We start from the raw sequence: 17,759 nt of genomic DNA on the forward strand, positions 1-17,759 counted from the left end.
TTAAAAACTTCTTCGCCGACCTAATCCTTTCGCATGTGAGACAATATTCAGGATCCTTCTTATTCGATCAAGGGTTCACGTTGTAAAGACTCACAAGGAATATATGGAAGCTCTCTATATCAACAACCTCAATAAGAGTTACGGGGACCACCAAGTCCTCCACGACATGACGCTCCAGGTACAGCCTGGTGAGATGTATGGTTTCGTCGGCTCCAACGGTGCCGGCAAGTCCACCACCATGCGCATCGCACTGGGAGTGCTCGCGGCGGACAGCGGCAAAGTGCTCATGGGCGATCGGCCGATCGACGATGACCTGCGCCGCCGCATTGGCTACATGCCGGAAGAACGCGGCCTGTACGCGAAGGAGAAGATCGGCGACCAGCTGCGCTTCTTCGCCCGCCTCCACGGCTTAAGCGACGAAGCGGCCCGGAAGAACGCGGACGGCCTGCTGGAACAACTCGGCCTGGCCGAGCGCTCGGACGACAAACTGGAAGAGCTGTCGCTGGGTAACCAGCAGCGCGTCCAGCTGGCGGCCTCGCTGATCCACGATCCGGAGTTGCTGATCCTGGACGAGCCTTTCTCCGGCCTGGATCCCGTAGCCGTGAACGTCATGAGCGACCTGCTTGTTGAGCGTTGCAACGCCGGCGTGCCGGTGCTGTTCAGCTCCCACCAGCTCGATCTGGTGCAGCGACTGTGCGACCGCGTGGGCATCATCGCCAAGGGACGCATGAAAGCCGAGGGCACCGTCGACGAGCTGCGTACCCGCGGGCCCATCGTCTACGAGGTGCGCACTCCGGCGCGCGATTGGTACCCCCAGGGCACGCGCCTGGTCGAGGACTTCGGCGAGGGCGTGCTGCTCGAGGCCGAAACTACGGACCTGGATCAGCAGATCCTGCAGGCTGCGATGAAGGTCGGCCCGGTCCACTCGTTCTCCCGCCGTATCCCGCACCTTGCAGAGCTCTTCCAGGAGGTCGTCGAGTCATGAGTTATTCTTCCCCGAACACCATCGCCACCGTCGCCAAGCGCGAAATCCAGGTGGCCTCCCGCAGCAAGGCGATCATGTTCTCCTTGGGCATCGTCATCGCAGTCATGCTCATCGGCGTGTTCGTCGGCGCATGGTTCGCCGGCAAGGACGACGGTAACGAAACCCCGAAGCTCGGCCTTGTGGGGATTGAGAAGGAGTTTATTGACGCCGCCCCAGCCTCCACCGAAGGTGCCTCAGAGGGGACTGAAGGTTCCGGTGGCGTGGAGGCGGAAACCGTGGCCTCCCGCGATGAGGCTTCCTCTAAGGTGACTGACGAGGACCTCGATGCAGCCCTGGTGAAAAATGATTCGGGCTACGAATTGCTCGCGGAAGGAAAGCCCGACCCCGCGATCCTCAGCACTGTTAGCGCTGCGATCAATGCGCACGCGCAATCCGAAGCGCTAAACAAGGTGGGAGTTTCCCCCGAGGAGTTCGCCGACGCCACGCCCTCCGTGCAGCTGGAGACCGTGGACTTGAAGGCAGATGACGCGATGGAGGCCAACGGGCCGCAGATTGTCACCGCCATGGTCGGCGTGATGCTGATGGCCTACTTCATCATCCTCTTCGCCGCGAACGTCGGCGGGCGCATCACGGAGGAGAAGTCCTCGCGCGTGGTGGAGATCATCCTGGCTTCCGCCCGCCCGATGGATTTCCTGGCTGGCAAGATCATCGGCAACACTATCTTCGGTTTCATCGGCACCGCAATCATCCTGGTCATCGGCGCGGTTGCAGTTTCCGTCTCCGGGCTGTTGGGGGACGTGGACTTCGACTACACAGTGGTGGCTCTGATGCTGCTGGCCTTCTGCATCGGCATGCTGTTCTTCGGCAGCCTGTACGCGGCAGCGGGCTCTCTAGTTTCCCGTACGGAGGATCTGCAGTCCACCCAGGCTCCGATCCTGCTGTTCATTATGGGTATGACCTACGCCCCACTGTTCGGCCTCAGCAACATGGAATCGACGTTTATGCAGGTGCTGGGCTGGGTGCCGCCGTTTAGCCTGACGGTCGCCCCGATGAACATGGCGGCGGGCACGATGAGCCTGCCGCAGGTTCTGCTGAGCTTCCTCATCGCCACCGTTGCGACGGTTCTGGTGATTCTGCTGGTGGCCCGCGTCTACCGCAATTCCATTCTGAACAACGGTAAGAAGATGAGCTGGGCCAAGGCGCTGAAGGGCGCCTAGCGCCTTAGTTCACGGCGATCAGGTCGATAATGAAGACCAGCGTGCGGCCAGACAGCTGGTGCCCCATACCGGCCGGACCGTACGCCTTCTCCGGGGGAATAGTCAGCTTGCGGCGACCACCGGCGCGCATGCCCGGGATGCCCTCCTGCCAGCCCTCGATCAGGCCGGAGAGGGGGAACTCGATGGACTCACCGCGATCCCAGGAAGAGTCGAACTCCTCGCCGGTCTCGAAGTCCACGCCCACGTAGTGCACCTCAACCATGCCGCCCGGCACGGCCTCTGCACCCTCGCCGACCACCAAATCTTCAATCACCAGGTCCTGCGGGGCGGGGCCATTCGAGAGGTCGATCTGCGGTTTGCTCATGGGAAGTCTCCTTTGAAAACTGATAGCTTCTCGAACCCCCACCCTAGCAAAACGCGAAACACCCCCTTGGGGGCATACGCATTGCGTAGCCAGCCCAAGGGGGCGTCACCAAAAAGGGTTTAGAGCTTGCGCGCACCCTCGCCGGTGTAGATCTGGCGCGGACGGTTGATCTTCGCGGTCGGATCGTTGACCTGCTCCAGGTAGTGGGCGATCCAGCCCGGCAGGCGGCCCATGGCGAACAGGACGGTGAAGAAGTCCGTCGGGAAGCCCATGGCGCGGTAGATCAGGCCAGTGTAGAAGTCAACGTTCGGGTAGAGCTTGCGGGAGATGAAGTAATCATCAGCCAGCGCGATCTCTTCCAGCTTCATAGCCAGATCCAGCAGGTGGTCGCCACCCAGGTGATCCAGGATCTCGTGAGCGGACTCCTTGACGATGGCCGCGCGCGGATCGTAGTTCTTGTACACGCGGTGGCCGAAGCCCATCAGCTTAACGCCCGGCTCCTTGTTCTTCACGCGGTTCATGAAGTCGGTAGCGTCGCCACCGTTAGCGTGGATCTCCTCCAGCATCTCCAGAACGGCCTGGTTAGCACCACCGTGCAGCGGACCGGACAGTGCGTTGATGCCTGCGGCGATGGAAACGAACATGTTGGCCTGGGAAGAACCAACCATGCGGACGGTGGAGGTGGAGCAGTTCTGCTCGTGGTCAGCGTGCAGGATCAGCAGCTTGTCCAGAGCCTTGGTGACCACCGGGTCGTCCTCGAAAGGCTCGGTCGGGTAGCCGAACATCTGGCGCAGGAAGTTCTGGCGCGCGTTCATGGAGTTATCCGGGTACATGTACGGCTTGCCCTTGGAAGCGCGGTAAGCGTAAGCAGCCAGCATCGGCACCTTCGCCATCAGGCGGTAGGTGTTCAGCTTCTGGTGATCCGGATTCAGCGGATCCAGGGAGTCCTGGTAGTAGGTGGACAGAATGTTCAGGGAGGAAGCCAGAACGCTCATCGGGTGAGCGTCGCGCGGGAACACGCGGAACTGCGCCTTGAAGTCCTCATCCAGCAGGGTGTGGTTGCGGATGTTGGTGTTGAACTCCTCTGCCTGCTCCTTGTTCGGCAGCTCGCCGTTGATCAGCAGGTAGGAAACCTCATTGAAGGTTGCGTTGTTAGCCAGGTCGGCGATGTCGTAGCCGCGGTAACGCAGGATGCCGTTTGCACCGTCGATGTAGGTGATAGCGGACTTGGTGGAACCGGTGTTCACGTAGCCGGGATCCAGGGTGGTCAAGCCGGTTTCTGCCAGCATCTTACCCAGTGCAACACCGTCGTTACCTTCGGTGGCGTGGACAATGTCCATCTCGTACTCTCCACCTGGGTAGTGGAGAACGGCCTTGTCCTGATTATCAGTAGCCATTGACATCCCTTTCTGAAATGTTCACGTGCCTGCCCGCAGCGAATGTTCTAGCGATTACTTTTGGTAGAAGCTTGCGCCGGCACCGATGGAGCGGAACACAGATTCACGGTTTCACTTGTAAATTGTAGCCGCTTTAGGGCTTCCCCGTATGGCGTTACTTGCATAGCAAAGCCGACGGGGGGATACGGCACACTGTAGTGCCTATGTGACGCGCACGACAGACTGCCTGGCTTAAGCGGGGGTAAAACACAGCGCCACCACCCACGATTCTTATATTTTTGACACCTTTAGGCCAAGCAGTCCGCGTGAAGGTCTACCCTATAAAGTCAAGCGCAAAAAATACGAGCGATCAGAGGGAAAGATGAACGCACCTGCCAACGACCAAAACACCCTGCCCACCATCCCCGCGGAGTTCATTCCCGCCGATGGCCGCTTCGGCTGTGGCCCGTCCAAGGTTCGCCCAGCCCAGCTGCAGGCCATCCAGGACAACGCCGCCATTCTGGGCACCTCTCACCGCCAAGCTGGTGTGAAGGACGTCGTCGGTTCCGTACGCGAGGGCCTGTCGCAACTGTTCAACCTGCCGGAGGGCTACGAGATCGTCCTCTCCCTGGGTGGCGCCACCGCTTTCTGGGATGCCGCTTCCTTCGGCCTGATCCGCAACAAGTCCGCGCACCTGACCTACGGCGAGTTCTCCTCCAAGTTCGCCAGCGTCTCCAAGAAGGCTCCGTGGCTGGACGAGCCGCAGATCGTCGCGGGCGAGCCGGGCACCGCTCCGTCCCCGAGCGAGCTGGACGGCACCGATGCCGACCTGATCGGCTGGGCGCACAACGAGACCTCCACCGGCGCGATGGTTCCGGTCACCCGCCCGAAGGCCACGTCGGACGACACCCTGGTCGCCATCGACGCAACCTCCGGCGCCGGCGGCCTGCCCGTCGACCTCAACGAGGCCGACGTTTACTACTTCAGCCCGCAGAAGTGCTTCGCCTCTGACGGTGGCCTGTGGCTGGCAGCCTTCTCCCCTGCCGCCCTGGAGCGTGTGGAGGAGATCGCCGCTTCCGACCGCTACATCCCGGCCTTCCTGGATCTGAAGACCGCCGTGGATAACTCCCGCAAGAACCAGACCTACAACACCCCGGCCGTCGCTACCCTGCTGATGCTGGACGACCAGGTGAAGTGGATGAACGCCAACGGTGGCTTGGACGGCATGGTGGCTCGCACCACCGAGTCCTCCAAGACCCTGTACAGCTGGGCGGATGCACGCGCAGAGGCCACCCCGTTCGTGCAGGATGCGAATGCCCGCTCCCTCGTTGTCGGCACCATCGACTTCGACGAGAACATCGACGCCGCCAAGATCGCTAAGATCCTGCGCGCCAACGGCATTCTGGATACCGAGCCTTACCGCAAGCTGGGCCGTAACCAGCTGCGTATCGGCATGTTCCCGGCCATCGACCCGGAGGATGTCAAGAAGCTGACCGGCGCTATCGACTTCATCCTCGACGGCGGCCACGCTACCAAGTAAGGCACTATCCAGTTACTGTTTCGCCATCATCTAGCGACTGAATCCGCTCACCCTCCAACCGTGCTTTTAGCTAAGGTTGGAGGGTGATGTTAATAACACCGCCGTCATTTGCCGCATCATCCGTCAGGAGGCCACGTTGCAAGAGCTGAAATTTGTCGTCGCCGATAGCGATGCCTCGTCGCTCGTGCTGCGCGCCGTTGACCCCGCCGTCGGCGGCCCCATCGCAGAGTACTTTCTGCCCGTCACCGACGAGTTGCGCTCCTTTCTTAATGACGCCCCCACGGCCAGCGCGGACAGCGCTTCCGTAGAAGCCGAGGGCGATGCTCGCTCCGGGGCATCCGAAGGTTCCGACTCTGGCACCACCAGCACGGCCAGCACCACCAGCACGTCCAGCCCTGGCGGCTCTACCGACGCCGCCACGGATCCCGCAGAGGCACACCGCGAGGAGGAGCAAGCGGCAACCCGCGCTGAGGAGGAAGCGGTGGAGGCCGAGGTGGCGTCGCTGTTCCAGGGGCGCGGACAGGACCGCCCTAACGCGCGTCCGCACCGCACCCGGATCTCCATGTCCCCGCGCGTGATCCAGGATCGCATCCGCCACGGCGCTACCGTCGCCGAACTGGCAGACGAGGCGGACACGGACGAGTCCCGCATCGAGCCCTACGCCTGGCCGATCCTGCAGGAGCGCGCACGCATCGCGGAGCTCGCGCACGCGGCGCTGCCGGTGAACGGAGACGGTGTATCGAACCAACCCCTGTGGGAGGTTCTGGCGACGGCTCTGGCGGCGCACGGGGAGTCTCTTTCGGACGCCGAGTGGGATGCCTACCAGAACTCCACCAAGCAGTGGATCGTCACCGTATCCTGGGAAAAGGACGCCGCCGGGCGCACCAACACGCACGTCGCGGAATTCATCATCGAGCTGCGCGGCTCGGAGAAGGCGCTGGCACACCCGCACAACAGCATCGCTGGCGACCTGGTGAACCCGCGCTACGGACAGCCGGTGCGCAGCGTTTCCCCGGTGACTCCCCTGCTGCACCCAACGCAGGATCCCGAGGAACAGTACTGGGAGGACGACCAGGCCGATCAGAACCAACAGAGCGACCGATCCGCTGGGTCTCGGGCTCCTGGGGCTCCCGGGGAGCCCGCCACGCAGGGCACTCCCCCCGCCGGCGACGATTCCCCTGCGGAGCGGGGCGACCGCGGCGATAATGAATTCCTAATGCACCCCGACGCAAAGGCTGCGAAGCCGAAGCGGAAGCGCAAGGCCGTCACCCCGCACTGGGAGGACGTCCTGTTGGGTGTGCGCACCAACCCCAAGAAGAAGAACTAGGCGATAGAAGGAGCCACAGCTGTGACCCTGGTGACCCTTTGGTTTGTGAATGCTGCCAACCCCAGCACCGTGGTGAACCAGGAGCATAAGGTCGACCGTGGCTTCGCCCGCAAGTACCTGGCACAGCTGAATCCGGCCTGGCCGCTGACGCACATCGGTGATTTCGACATGACCCGCAGTGCAACCCCTGGCACCGATGAGTTCTACATCGGTGGCTACCCGGGGCTATCGGTAGTGCAGACGGTAATCCCCGACCTGCGGAAGCTCTCCGAACTGCCGGAGCGCTACCGCACGCTAGTCAGTGCGGCCGACGTGTACGCCTCCTGCGTGGTGGCGGACCCGGAAACCGCGGCCTCGACGAAGCCCGGGGATGGTGGGGATCCCGCCTCCAAGGAGGTCGACGAAACCTTTGGGGGCTTCGCCCACTGGTCGGGCGGCCAGCTCAAGCGCTCTTTCTGTGCCACCCGCGAGACCGTGTTCGAGGACATCGGCCTGCCTGGCGAGTTCGAGGCCGACTACTGGGCCGGCAACACCGAGGCCAGCGGCATCCAACTGCCTTTCATCCCCGCGGAGCTGGCTGCCGCGGCCATCGAGGCCTGGCTGGGCTTTTCCGTCTGCGCCTCCGGCCCGGCTTTGCCCATTGCCGCCTTCGCCGTCGACGGCCGGCCGGAGGCGAAGTCCTCCGAGTACGACGGTCTAACGCATGGACGCCCCAAGCCGGACGACATGGTCTCCGTCTACGACGACGAGCAAGGCTACGACGATTACGCCGCCCCGTCCCGCGAAAGCGAACCCAGCGGAGCCGAGGTGGCCAAGAACCTGCTGAGCTCCCTGGGCCAGGGGGCTCGCAAGGGGCTTTCCGCTGGGTTGAAGGGGCTACGCGGAGCCTCCAAAAAGATCGGCGACGAGGTGCGCCGCCGCACCGGCGGGGAGTAGCTCCCCGCTTAGCGCACCGCCTCGTAGAAGGCGATGGCAGCCGCCGTGGCCACGTTCAGCGAATCGGTTCCGCGGGCCATCGGGATGCTGGCGCGCACATCCGCGGCGCGCATGGCGTGCTCCGTCAGGCCGGGTCCCTCCGCGCCAACCATCACCGCCACTTTCTTCCCCCGTCCCCGGGCGGCCTCCGTGGCCTCACGCAGCGTGACGTCCCCCGCTGGCGTGAGCGCCACCACCTCGTATCCGCGCCTCTGCAGCAGCTCCAGATCCCGCTGCCAGGTGGTCGTCGTACCGGGGAACCTCGCCCACGGCAGGCGCAAGACGTGGCCCATGGAGACACGCACACTGCGCCGGTACAGCGGATCGGCGGTGGCCGCGCCGAACAACACGGCATCCACGTTGAGCCCCGCTGCGTTGCGGAAAATGGAGCCGATATTCTCGTGATCCCCCACGCCCTCCAGCACGGCGATCACTCCGCTGGCTTCGGGGTTTTCCTCCAAGCGGTCCAGCACCGCCTCCACGGCGCTGGTTCCTGCGTCCCCTGTGGCAGCGCTCGTCGGCAGTCGATCCGCCGACGCGACCAGTCCCCTGTGCATATCAAAGCCCGCGACTTCCTTCAAGACCTCGCGGGAAACCTCAAACACGGAAAAGGTGGCGTCATCACCAGAAAGAAAACAAGACAGCTCCTCCTCGATCGCCCGCAGCTTCCCCGGGAACCCCACGACCGCGCGGGTCGGATAGGGGCTGGCCAGCAGGCGCGGGACGACCAAGGTGCCCTCGGCGATGATCAGCTGCTCGCCGGACTTCTTGTCGGAAGCGTTGAGGTTCCGAAAGTCATCCAGGCGCGGGTCGCGCGGGTCATCGATCCGAATGGGCGAAAAGTCGGCCATGGTTAGCCTCGCAGCAGATCCATCACCGGATCGGCGGCGAAGTAGACCACGAACATCGCAGCCACCAGGTACAGCAGCGGGTGGACCTTCTTTGCACGGCCGCCAACCAGCGCCATGGCGACGTAGGTGATGAAGCCCACGCCGATGCCGTTGGCGATGGAGTAAGTAAACGGCATGACCACGATGGTCAGGAAGGCCGGCAGGGCAATGTCGAAGCGCGTGAAGTCAATGTCCTTAATCTGCGCCATCATCATCGCACCCACGATCACCAGGACCGGTGCGGCGGCCTCGATCGGCACGACCTCGTACAGCGGGGTGAAGAACATCGCCAGGATGAACAGCAGGCCGGTGACCACGTTGGCCAGGCCCGTGCGGGCGCCGTCGGCGATACCCGCCGCGGAATCCACGAATACAGTGTTCGAGGAACCGGAGACCGAGCCACCGACGATCGCGCCGCCGCCCTCGACGATCAGGGCCGTGCGCAGGTTCGGCAGGCGATCTTCCTCATCCATCAGCTGAGCCTGCTTGCCCAGCGCGGTCATGGTTCCCATAGCGTCGAAGAAGTTCGCCAACACCAGGGTGAAGATCAGCATGCAGGCAGCAAGTACGCCCACGCGGGTGAAAGCGCCGAACAGATCCACGGCGCCAACCAGGGAAAGATCCGGCATACCGCCCAGGGAATCCGGGCTCTGCGGCACCGCCAGGTTCCAGCCTGCCGGGTTCGGCTCGCCGTCAACGAAGGATGGGCCGGTGTGGGTGATTGCCTCCACGATCATGGCGATGATGGTGTTGGCGACGATACCGATGAACAGGCCACCGCGGACCTTGCGGACAACCAGGGTGCCGCAGATCAGCAGACCGATGATGAAGACGAACGTGGGCCAAGAGGCAATTGAGCCGTTAATGCCCAGGCCAACCGGGACGGTCGTGCCCGCGGCATCCGGAATGCGGCGAACGAAGCCGGAGTCCACCAAGCCGATCATCGCAATGAACAGGCCGATGCCCACGCCGATTGCCGCCTTCAGCGAGCTGGGGATCGAGTTAAACACGGCCTCGCGGAAGCCCGTGATGGCCAACAGCACAATGAGAACACCGTCAATAACCACCAGGCCCATGGCCTCCGGCCAGGTCAGCCCTTCTGTGCCGACGAAGGTGACCGCCACCAGGGTGTTAATGCCCAGACCAGCGGCGATGCCGAAGGGATAGCGGGCGATGATGCCGAAGGCGATGGTCATTACGCCCGCCGCCAAGGCGGTAACCGCGGCCACGCGGGCAGTGCCCAGCTCGTCGCCGTTGATGTCCGCGCTGGTGCCCAGGATCAGCGGGTTCAGGATGATGATGTAAGCCATCGCGAAGAACGTGACCACACCACCGCGGACCTCGGTGCCCACCGTCGAGTGGCGCTCCGAGATGTGGAAAAAGCGGTCTAGGAAGCCACGATCCTGCGGTTCCCCAGTTTTTGTCTCTGCGGCCTTGGCGGCCTGTGCATCTGCCATGCGGAATTCTCCCCTACCGGTTCGGTCCGAGCGCGGAAGCTACCCTTCAGCAGAACCGTAGGCAGCCACCACAATTTGAAACGTCAAGGTATAAGTAACCACCCCGCAGGGCATTTATGCAACTATTAGGTACCCGTTCGGGGCATCCCAAGGGGGCCAGCACTGGCGCCCTATTTACTCGAAACGCGAGAACCCCTCGTCGACGTACACGCCGTAATTATTGGTGCCCTCCCCGAGCTCCTCACCAATGGATTCCTCCACCGTCGCCGAGTGCGCCCCGCAGCCATAATCCCGCTGTACCACGCGCCCGTCGGCGGAGTACTCGTTCGCGCACACGCCCACGCCATTCTCCACGTCATCAATAGGCAGGTAGAACGCGCAGGTTTCGCACTGGAGGTCTGCCTTCTTCGCAAATTCGGAGCGCGGCCCGTAGTCCCCTTCCCGCCAGCGCTTGCGAGCTTGGCGCAGCCCCTCGTGCGAAAGGGTGTTGCCCGCCTGCGGGTTGCGCAGGAAGCCATCGCCGTCCTGTAGCTTGGCCCACGCGGTCAGCCGCTCGTCATCACGGCGCGGCGGGAGGGTATCGCCCGGCCCCAGGTCGCCCGGCTGCACGCGGTCCTCATAGGGCACCCACTCCGGGGCCAACGAGGCATGCTTTCCGGCCTGCAGGCTGACCTCGTTAATAGTGAGGACCCCACTGCCCGGCACTGTCACCAGCACCACGACCCACTCCCAGCCGCGGTAGCCGGGCACTCGGCTGGCGTAGCGGTAAATCCCCAAACCCTCGCCGTCCGTCGCGATGCCGAGGGCCTTCCCCACCTCGTCGCCGCCTACCTCTTCCACCGCGGCGCGGGCCGTTTCCTTCGCCTGCGCCGAAAAAAGAATCGGATCTGCCTTTTTCTTCTTACTCACCTGAACCATTATGCCTGCCGCCCACTCGCTGTGATGCATGATGGTTGCATGTTCTCTTATCGACGCCACCCTCACGCATCCCTCCCCCAGCCTCGAAAGGGGCGGGTTACTTCCCAGGCGCTCGCAGCTGTAGGAGCCGCGGCTATGGCGTGTGCGTTATCGGCGTGTGGTGCGGACGACGGGGCGTCACCAATAAAACCAGGAACAACAGCGAAAGAGTACGGCGATGCGCCGATGCTCGAGGTCACGGTGGATGAGGTACACCCATGGGACGAGGGTGCGTTTACCCAGGGACTAGAGACGGCCGACGATGGGCGGCTGCTGGTCGGCACGGGACTGTACGGCGAATCGCAGATCTACTACACGGACTTGGAAGGCGAAAAGTCGGACGAACAGAGCCTAAGCAAGGACCTATTCGGCGAGGGCGTGGCGATTCACGGCGATACGGCGTGGCAGCTGACGTGGAAGGAACACACCGCGATCAAGCGCGATGCCCGCACGCTCGAGGAAGTGGACCGGGCCGACTACGAGACAGAGGGCTGGGGCCTGTGTTCGCAGCAGGATCGGCTGGTGATGAGCGACGGCACGGGAACACTGACCTTCCGCGATCCCGAGACATTTGCCAAGACCGGTTCCGTGGAGGTGGAGGGCACCGACCAGCTCAACGAGCTGGAGTGCACCGCCGACGGAAAGGTATGGGCCAACGTGTGGCAGACCGATACGATCCTGGAGATTGACCCGGAGGACGGGAAGGTCACGCATGTCGTGGACACCGCCGGGTTATTCCCCGCGGCACAGCGAGACGGCGCGGACGTGCTGAATGGCATTGCTGTGGTGCCGGGCAGTTCCCCGAGTGATCGGCGTTTCTACCTGACCGGCAAGCTGTGGGACGAGATGTACGAGGTGCGCTTCAAGGAGCCGGAGGGTTAGGGCTTGTCCGGCCAGTGAATTAGGATCGGGAGGCGTGAGCGAGCAAGAGAAAACCAGTCCAAAGCTTTCTGCCAAGCCCGCGCCGAAGCTTTCCAAGAAGCAGCAGCGCAAGCGCGCCCAGCGCAAGCAACTGATGACGATGGGGGCAATCGTCGCCCTCGTGGTGGTGGTCATCGGCGGCGTGCTGCTTTACAACCGCTGGCAGGACGGGAAGGTCGAAACGCTGCCGCAGGATCAACGCATCACCGCTGTGGTCGATGGTGAGGAGCACGAGATCGCACCTTACTCTGTCTGCGAGCTGGATGATCCGGACTGTGAGCCCTCTGAGCCCTACAAGCTGCAGGTAGGGGACGCCAAGAAAGTAACGATCAAGCCGCCGGAGGATGTGTACGACCACGACTGGTCTCTGCTGCAGATCTTCGACGAGCCGGGCGCTAACCAGGACAACTACTACAAGGGCTACGAGCGTGAAGAAGTCACGCTGGACCTTGAGGCTTCCATGAAGGCCGATGATGGCAGCACCCCTCAGCTAAAGGTCTTGGAGCTGCACTCTATGCTGGTCGGCTTGGACGACAACGACGAGCAAACCCCCTACGCAACCATCTGGTCGATCGAGATCGCCCAGTAGCTCCCTTTGCTTAGGGGGAGCTCCCTGTCTTTAGGGGTGGGTGCGAGGGGGTTTGTCTGAATGAAGTGCGGGGTGCGACCGCTAGTTGTCGAGCTCGCGCGCGATGGTGCGCAGGATCTCCGCCACCTGGCGGGCCTCCTTGCGCTCTGGGCGGCGACCGGACTGCAGTACCGGCAGCACACTGCTATCTAGCAGTGTGATCGTATCCTGCACCATCTGGTGGAGCTGCTCGGGGTTGTACTTGTGCTGCGCACGGCGGGGGCCATTGTCCAGCACCGTCATGGTGTGAACCTGCGGTCCACGGCGGCCAGCGATGAACTCGTACTCGATGCGCTGACCCTTGACCAGTTCGGTGACGCCGTCGGGCAGCACCTGGGAACCGACGTAGACGTCCTCATCCCCAGGGTTGCTGACGAAGCCGTAGCCGCGGTCTGCGTCGTACCACTTCACTTTTCCGGTTGGCATGGGATCACCCTATTCCTTGATGTCAATAGAATGACCTAGGTTAGCGAGAATGCAAGGGTAGAGCAAATCCCACTCGCTAATCACATAAGTCACAGGCGTTACATGAAAATTGTGATCTTAGTCACATTACGAAATCATAACGAAATGGATTCATTCCTATAAATTCCAGGTCAATAAGCGTTTCGAAAACCCGCCTTAACGTTGTATAAGTTTCGAATCTTGCAAGAAACGTGACACAAACGTGACAAACCAGTACGGTAGCCCATGACCTTAAGGCGAACGAGCAAACGGCTCGACGTCACAAAAGCAAGAAGATCACTGAACTTAGAGGATCGAAGAGATCCGAAAAGACCAAGAGATCTTCGAGAGATAACGAAACAAAAGGCGCCATAGCTAAGACAAGGCGCCCGAAGGGAAACTCAGCAAACATGGCACGTCACGCAAAGACCAGCTCTTTCACCACCGCAGCCCGCCTGTCTGTCGCAGGCGTAGCAGTTGCAGCTACCTCTGCACTGCTGGCACCGACCGCTTCCGCGGCACCGGATTCCGACTGGGATCGCCTGGCTCAGTGCGAGTCCGGCGGCAACTGGTCCATCAACACCGGCAACGGCTACCACGGCGGCCTGCAGTTCAGCCCGTCCACCTGGGCTGGCTACGGCGGCAAGCAGTACGCACCTTACGCATACCAGGCCACTCGTGAGCAGCAGATCGCCGTCGCAGAGCGCGTTCTGGCTGGCCAGGGTTGGGGCGCATGGCCGGCTTGCTCCGCCAAGCTGGGCCTGAACTCCAAGCCAACCCCGCGCAACGTTGCAGCTAAGCCGAAGGCTAAGCCGGCCGCACCGGCTCCGGTTGTACAGCAGGCCGCCCGCGACCTGTCCCGCAACTCCAATGCTCTGGCTGTGGACAAGTTCTACGATGAACTGGTGAAGCGCATCGAGGCGCGCGGCTTCTCCGTACCGAAGGAAGTCACCGACTACTACAACGCCAACAAGCACTCCCTGAACCACACCTACAAGCAGTACTCCGCTCAGCTGCAGGCTGTTCTGCCTCACTAAGAGCAGGTCTGGCTAAGAACCGGGTCGGCGCGCAACAGCGTGCCAGCCCGGTTTTTTCGTGGCCGCTGGCTAGGCGCTCCGATGAGAAGCCATGAGGGGCAAACAAGGCAAACCAGGGTTAATTAAAGAAAAGGTGGCGCGCTTCCCCATATGGGGAGGCGCACCACCTTACTAGTTTGCTAGTTCAGTTACTTGTTAATAACGGTGAACGAGTGCACGTACGGAAGCTCGGAAGCATCGACGGGGAACTCGATGTCACCGTAGGGGCTCAGAGCACCCGCGGTATCAGCCACCAGCTCGGTAACAGCGTGACGGCCCTCTGGAATATCGGTCGGCCAGCCTGCGTCGACATAGCCCTTCTTCTCAACGTTAGCCATAGTTGTATCTTTGCACATCGCCAAGGAAAAGGACACACGAAGTGCTGATTTCCACCCACACCCCCACCCGTTCCACCGCATTTCCCCACGTCCCAAACCGCCACTCGGCCACTCTCCGTCTAGGCCGCGCCATGTACCGCACCCCAAGAACGCTAAGTTTCCAGCTAAAATAGAGCGATTATGCATCACAACTCCGCGAACCCCACCGCTGATGGCAGCTCCCCTGCTTCCCTCCGCAGCGAGTTTCCCTCCTACGGGGACTGGCTGTTCGGACAGACGGACGAAGCGCTCGCGGAGCTGCTCGCACGCCTGCTGGCTTCCAACCCCACCACCTTCGTGGAGAACCTCACCGGCAGCAACGCTGCGCTCGATAACCTCTCCGCGACCGTTTCCACGCCGGGCCGCAGCCGCCACGCGGAGCTGTTCGCGGATTCCCCCGACCCGGCGCTGCTCCACTTGAGTTCCCTCGAGCTTGCCGTGTGCCACGCGGCCTGCGAACTCGATGCAGTGCACCACCCCTGCACGGTGGCGGAGCTCGTCGACATGCTCGCCGAGCTTTTCGACATCGCCGACACTCCCGAAACGAAGCGCCCTAGCGAAGAAGAAATCCGCGCTGCCGTGCAATCCCTTTGCCGTTGGGGCCTGGTGTTCGGCCCGGACTTCGCACTGCCCCACCCCGATCTACCCGGCGCGAAGACGCGGCTGAAGATTCCGCCTCATCTGCCGCGCATGTTCGAGCCATCCACGGAACAGCTTTGGCGGCTGGTCGATTCCACCCGCTGCCCCATCCCCACCGCCGAGCTTCCGCAGGTCGTGGACGAGCTTCCGCCCCGCCAGCGTCGCCTGCTTTCCACTCTCGCCGCCGGGGGTGGGGTGGGGCATTCGACCTCCCTGCACGAGGGCGCGGACCCCTCCAAGCCCCTGCCCACCCTGGTGCGCCGAGGAATTTTGGACCAGTTGGACGATACGACAGCTCGCCTGACGGGCCGCGTGCAACAGCTGCTGCGCGGCACGCTGATCGCCGACCCGGGTGGGCGCTTCACCGCCTTCGCAACCTCCACCGTCACAGCCGACTCCACCGCAACCGACTCCACTGACCCCACCGGCTCCTCCACCAACTCTCGTGCCGACGACGCTGGAGCGGCCCAGGCCATCCAGCTCATTCAGGACCTTGGCCACCTCATCGAGGATCTCGGCCGCAACCCGATCGTCCCCCTTTCCTCCGGCGGCATCGGCACCCGCGAGGTCAACAAGGTCGCCCGCCGCCGAGACGAACCCGCCGAAACCACCCTGCACCTGCTGACATGGCTCGCCCACGCGAACCTCATCGGCCGTGGCCGGACTACTCCCACCCCGGCCGGCCAGCCCGCCCGCGACTACTGGGCGCCCACGGAGCTCGCCCTCGATTTCCTGGAGGCCTCCCCCGCCACCGCCTGGGCGATCCTACTGCTCGGCTGGGCCGGCAGCGCCTACGCACCGTGGCTCGTCGACGAGCCCGACGTCCGCCCCTTCGAAGCTGGTACGGCATCCCACGCCGCCCGCGGTCTACGCCGAACCTTCCCGTCACTGTTCGCTGATCTTGACTCTTTGGGTAATGACGCCCCCACGCCCCAGCCAGCCAAAATTCAGCGAGAACTCTGGCGCGTGCGGCCCGGCGAGGCCTGGCGCACCACGCACACCGCCTGGGATGCGGTGTGGGAGGAGGCTAAAGAGGTCGGCGTGTTGGCGTCATTAAGAAAAGACACCGTGCCCACCCGGGCGATGGGTGCACTACGCGACGTACTGACCGGCAGCACACACCCCGCTGAGAACCCCGTGGCGGATCTGGCCGACGCGCTGGCGGAAATCCTGCCCGCGCCGGTGGAGCAGCTGATTGTGCAGGCAGACCACACGATCATGGCGCCAGGACTGCTGCGTCCGACCGACCAGGCGATGCTGGCGAAGTTCAGTGATCAGGAATCCGGCGGTATGGCCAGTGTCTGGCGAATGTCCAAGGAATCGGCGGAGCGGGCGCTTCGGGCGGGGCTGGGCGCCGCCGAGGTCGAGGCGTTTCTGGAGGCCCGCGCGCTGGGCGGAGCGGAAAACGTCCCGCAGGCGCTGCGCTACATGCTGCACGATGCAGAGCGCAGCCTCTCGCAGGCGACGGCCGGGGTGGCGCAGATGTATCTGAGCGTGGCGGAGCCCGAGGCGCTGGACCAGATCCTGGCACTGCCGGACATTGACGGCCTGCGGCTGCGGAAGATCGCGCCCACGGTAGCGGTATCCGCAGCACAGCTATCTTTTGTGACAGATCGGCTAGAGGCGATGGGCGTGCAGCTGCGCTTGGAGGGCGGGCAGGCACACGCGGATGCCCCAGTGCTTTCGCGGGTGGCCACGCCCCCGCGCGAGGGACTACGCGCAACCTTGCACTCGAGCCCGCACTCAGGAGCAGATGAGGGCGCAGGTGCGGACTCCCAAGTGATTGCCAGCGCCATCGAGGGCTTCCGGCGTAGCCACAACAACGCAGATCGGGCCGACGCAAGCGCTACGGGCACAGGGGCAGGCCAGCACGGCAATACCCGCGTGGTGCACACCGCCGAGGAGATGATGGCCGCGATCTCGCGGGCGTATTCCGCCGGCACCATCGTGCGGATTAGCTATGTAAACAACGAAGGCAAGCAAACCAGCGACCAGGTCTCAATCGTCATGATTCGCCCGTCCACCATCGCTGTGGTCTCCGAGATCAGTGGCGAAAGCTTCACCGTGCAGCCACACCGTCTCAGCAGCGTCGAATACTAGCGCGCTGCAGAAGGGCTGCTGCGGGCGACCACTGTGTGACCACAGGGCGACTACAGTAGAAGGTTGTCCTAAAAACAAGACAAACTAGAGCAACCCCGACCCCCTTGTGAGGAGTATCCAGCTAGTGAGCATCGGCACCGGCCCCCTGATCGTCCAATCGGACAAGACAGTGCTGCTGGAAATCGACCACGAACAGGCGCAGGAGGCACGCACCGCGCTGGCACCGTTCGCGGAGCTGGAGCGTGCGCCCGAGCACGTGCATACCTACCGCATCACCCCGCTGGCACTGTGGAACGCCCGCGCCGCCGGGCACGACGCGGAGCAGGTCATGGACGTGCTGGAAACCTACTCGCGGTTCCCCGTCCCGCAACCGCTGCTGATCGACATTGCCGACACGATGGATCGCTACGGGCGACTGAAGCTCATCAAGCACCCCGCGCACGGGCTCGTGTTGGAGACGACGGACAGGGCTGTGCTGACGGAGAT

Annotated in this window: 17 protein-coding genes; 10 read left to right on the forward strand and 7 right to left on the reverse strand. The window is 63.1% G+C overall.

Annotated elements, in window-relative coordinates:
• Nucleotides 1-103: 103 nt before the first annotated feature.
• Nucleotides 104-985, forward strand: coding sequence for an ABC transporter ATP-binding protein (locus HMPREF3166_RS00305; RefSeq protein ID WP_070487202.1), 882 nt, complete (start codon nt 104-106; stop codon nt 983-985).
• Nucleotides 982-2,202: an ABC transporter permease gene (locus HMPREF3166_RS00310; RefSeq protein ID WP_070487203.1), complete on the forward strand. Its 1,221-nt coding sequence runs from the start codon at nt 982-984 to the stop codon at nt 2,200-2,202. The genes HMPREF3166_RS00305 and HMPREF3166_RS00310 overlap by 4 nt, the downstream gene beginning before the upstream one ends.
• Nucleotides 2,203-2,206: 4 nt before the next feature.
• On the opposite strand, the gene HMPREF3166_RS00315 is transcribed toward HMPREF3166_RS00310, so the two are convergent.
• Together HMPREF3166_RS00315 and HMPREF3166_RS00320 are read right to left on the reverse strand one after the other, a co-directional pair.
• Nucleotides 2,207-2,566 (reverse strand): FKBP-type peptidyl-prolyl cis-trans isomerase, encoded by a 360-nt coding sequence (locus HMPREF3166_RS00315; RefSeq protein ID WP_035005105.1) that lies wholly within the window; start codon nt 2,564-2,566, stop codon nt 2,207-2,209.
• A gap of 119 nt (nt 2,567-2,685) precedes the next feature.
• Nucleotides 2,686-3,963 carry a citrate synthase gene (locus tag HMPREF3166_RS00320; protein ID WP_034987007.1) on the reverse strand — a complete coding sequence of 426 codons (1,278 nt, stop codon included), beginning with the start codon at nt 3,961-3,963 and terminating at the stop codon, nt 2,686-2,688.
• 361 nt (nt 3,964-4,324) lie between these two features.
• On the opposite strand from HMPREF3166_RS00320, the gene serC reads away from it, so the two are divergent.
• The 3 genes from serC to HMPREF3166_RS00335 all read left to right on the forward strand — a co-directional run bounded on the left by serC (nt 4,325) and on the right by HMPREF3166_RS00335 (nt 7,745).
• Nucleotides 4,325-5,482 (forward strand): phosphoserine transaminase, encoded by a 1,158-nt coding sequence (serC, locus tag HMPREF3166_RS00325; protein ID WP_070487204.1) that lies wholly within the window; start codon nt 4,325-4,327, stop codon nt 5,480-5,482.
• Nucleotides 5,483-5,618: 136 nt separating this feature from the next.
• Nucleotides 5,619-6,809: a septation protein SepH gene (gene sepH / locus HMPREF3166_RS00330; protein ID WP_070487211.1), complete on the forward strand. Its 1,191-nt coding sequence runs from the start codon at nt 5,619-5,621 to the stop codon at nt 6,807-6,809.
• A gap of 21 nt (nt 6,810-6,830) precedes the next feature.
• Entirely contained in the window at nt 6,831-7,745 is a 915-nt protein-coding gene (locus HMPREF3166_RS00335) for a DUF6928 family protein (protein WP_070487205.1), read from the forward strand.
• 8 nt (nt 7,746-7,753) lie between these two features.
• On the opposite strand, the gene HMPREF3166_RS00340 is transcribed toward HMPREF3166_RS00335, so the two are convergent.
• The 3 genes from HMPREF3166_RS00340 to HMPREF3166_RS00350 form a co-directional block, all read right to left on the reverse strand.
• Nucleotides 7,754-8,635 carry a TrmH family RNA methyltransferase gene (locus tag HMPREF3166_RS00340; RefSeq protein WP_049049626.1) on the reverse strand — a complete coding sequence of 294 codons (882 nt, stop codon included), beginning with the start codon at nt 8,633-8,635 and terminating at the stop codon, nt 7,754-7,756.
• A gap of 2 nt (nt 8,636-8,637) precedes the next feature.
• Nucleotides 8,638-10,131: an NCS2 family permease gene (locus HMPREF3166_RS00345; protein ID WP_035005113.1), complete on the reverse strand. Its 1,494-nt coding sequence runs from the start codon at nt 10,129-10,131 to the stop codon at nt 8,638-8,640.
• A gap of 174 nt (nt 10,132-10,305) precedes the next feature.
• Nucleotides 10,306-11,049 carry a DUF3027 domain-containing protein gene (locus tag HMPREF3166_RS00350; protein ID WP_070487206.1) on the reverse strand — a complete coding sequence of 248 codons (744 nt, stop codon included), beginning with the start codon at nt 11,047-11,049 and terminating at the stop codon, nt 10,306-10,308.
• A 135-nt stretch (nt 11,050-11,184) separates the two neighbouring features.
• Here HMPREF3166_RS00350 and HMPREF3166_RS00355 point away from each other — a divergent pair, with 135 nt between their 5' ends.
• The gene (locus tag HMPREF3166_RS00355; protein ID WP_070487207.1) at nt 11,185-11,970 is read left to right on the forward strand and encodes a glutaminyl-peptide cyclotransferase; all 786 of its coding nucleotides are present in this window, start codon (nt 11,185-11,187) and stop codon (nt 11,968-11,970) included.
• A gap of 34 nt (nt 11,971-12,004) precedes the next feature.
• A complete protein-coding gene (locus tag HMPREF3166_RS00360; protein WP_049049620.1) occupies nt 12,005-12,598 on the forward strand; it encodes a DUF2771 domain-containing protein in 594 nt (197 codons plus the stop codon).
• A gap of 81 nt (nt 12,599-12,679) precedes the next feature.
• Here HMPREF3166_RS00360 and HMPREF3166_RS00365 read toward each other — a convergent pair whose 3' ends face one another.
• Nucleotides 12,680-13,063 carry a cold-shock protein gene (locus HMPREF3166_RS00365; protein WP_034986981.1) on the reverse strand — a complete coding sequence of 128 codons (384 nt, stop codon included), beginning with the start codon at nt 13,061-13,063 and terminating at the stop codon, nt 12,680-12,682.
• Nucleotides 13,064-13,491: 428 nt separating this feature from the next.
• Here HMPREF3166_RS00365 and HMPREF3166_RS00370 point away from each other — a divergent pair, with 428 nt between their 5' ends.
• On the forward strand, nt 13,492-14,118 hold the full coding sequence (locus HMPREF3166_RS00370; RefSeq protein ID WP_035005122.1) for a resuscitation-promoting factor Rpf1 domain-containing protein: 627 nt from the start codon (nt 13,492-13,494) through the stop codon (nt 14,116-14,118).
• 188 nt (nt 14,119-14,306) lie between these two features.
• Here HMPREF3166_RS00370 and HMPREF3166_RS00375 read toward each other — a convergent pair whose 3' ends face one another.
• A complete protein-coding gene (locus HMPREF3166_RS00375; RefSeq protein ID WP_005294448.1) occupies nt 14,307-14,495 on the reverse strand; it encodes a hypothetical protein in 189 nt (62 codons plus the stop codon).
• A gap of 180 nt (nt 14,496-14,675) precedes the next feature.
• On the opposite strand from HMPREF3166_RS00375, the gene HMPREF3166_RS00380 reads away from it, so the two are divergent.
• Entirely contained in the window at nt 14,676-17,273 is a 2,598-nt protein-coding gene (locus HMPREF3166_RS00380; RefSeq protein WP_070487208.1) for a helicase-associated domain-containing protein, read from the forward strand.
• Between the two features lie 124 nt (nt 17,274-17,397).
• Nucleotides 17,398-17,759 (forward strand): helicase-associated domain-containing protein (locus HMPREF3166_RS00385; protein ID WP_168160712.1); only part of this gene is annotated, 362 nt, incomplete at its 3' end.

Source organism: Corynebacterium sp. HMSC08A12, assembly GCF_001807485.1.
GTDB classification, from domain to species: domain Bacteria; phylum Actinomycetota; class Actinomycetes; order Mycobacteriales; family Mycobacteriaceae; genus Corynebacterium; species Corynebacterium evansiae.

What these genes read in the sequence shown, in the direction of transcription:
- HMPREF3166_RS00380 (WP_070487208.1), top strand. Translation starts at nt 14,676, where the DNA reads ATGCATCACAACTCCGCGAACCCCACCGCTGATGGCAGCTCCCCTGCT.
- HMPREF3166_RS00340 (WP_049049626.1), bottom strand. Translation starts at nt 8,635, where the DNA reads ATGGCCGACTTTTCGCCCATTCGGATCGATGACCCGCGCGACCCGCGC.
- HMPREF3166_RS00375 (WP_005294448.1), bottom strand. Translation starts at nt 14,495, where the DNA reads ATGGCTAACGTTGAGAAGAAGGGCTATGTCGACGCAGGCTGGCCGACC.
- HMPREF3166_RS00310 (WP_070487203.1), top strand. Translation starts at nt 982, where the DNA reads ATGAGTTATTCTTCCCCGAACACCATCGCCACCGTCGCCAAGCGCGAA.
- HMPREF3166_RS00305 (WP_070487202.1), top strand. Translation starts at nt 104, where the DNA reads ATGGAAGCTCTCTATATCAACAACCTCAATAAGAGTTACGGGGACCAC.
- HMPREF3166_RS00365 (WP_034986981.1), bottom strand. Translation starts at nt 13,063, where the DNA reads ATGCCAACCGGAAAAGTGAAGTGGTACGACGCAGACCGCGGCTACGGC.
- HMPREF3166_RS00350 (WP_070487206.1), bottom strand. Translation starts at nt 11,049, where the DNA reads ATGGTTCAGGTGAGTAAGAAGAAAAAGGCAGATCCGATTCTTTTTTCG.
- HMPREF3166_RS00320 (WP_034987007.1), bottom strand. Translation starts at nt 3,963, where the DNA reads ATGGCTACTGATAATCAGGACAAGGCCGTTCTCCACTACCCAGGTGGA.
- HMPREF3166_RS00370 (WP_035005122.1), top strand. Translation starts at nt 13,492, where the DNA reads ATGGCACGTCACGCAAAGACCAGCTCTTTCACCACCGCAGCCCGCCTG.
- HMPREF3166_RS00355 (WP_070487207.1), top strand. Translation starts at nt 11,185, where the DNA reads ATGGCGTGTGCGTTATCGGCGTGTGGTGCGGACGACGGGGCGTCACCA.
- serC (WP_070487204.1), top strand. Translation starts at nt 4,325, where the DNA reads ATGAACGCACCTGCCAACGACCAAAACACCCTGCCCACCATCCCCGCG.
- HMPREF3166_RS00345 (WP_035005113.1), bottom strand. Translation starts at nt 10,131, where the DNA reads ATGGCAGATGCACAGGCCGCCAAGGCCGCAGAGACAAAAACTGGGGAA.
- HMPREF3166_RS00315 (WP_035005105.1), bottom strand. Translation starts at nt 2,566, where the DNA reads ATGAGCAAACCGCAGATCGACCTCTCGAATGGCCCCGCCCCGCAGGAC.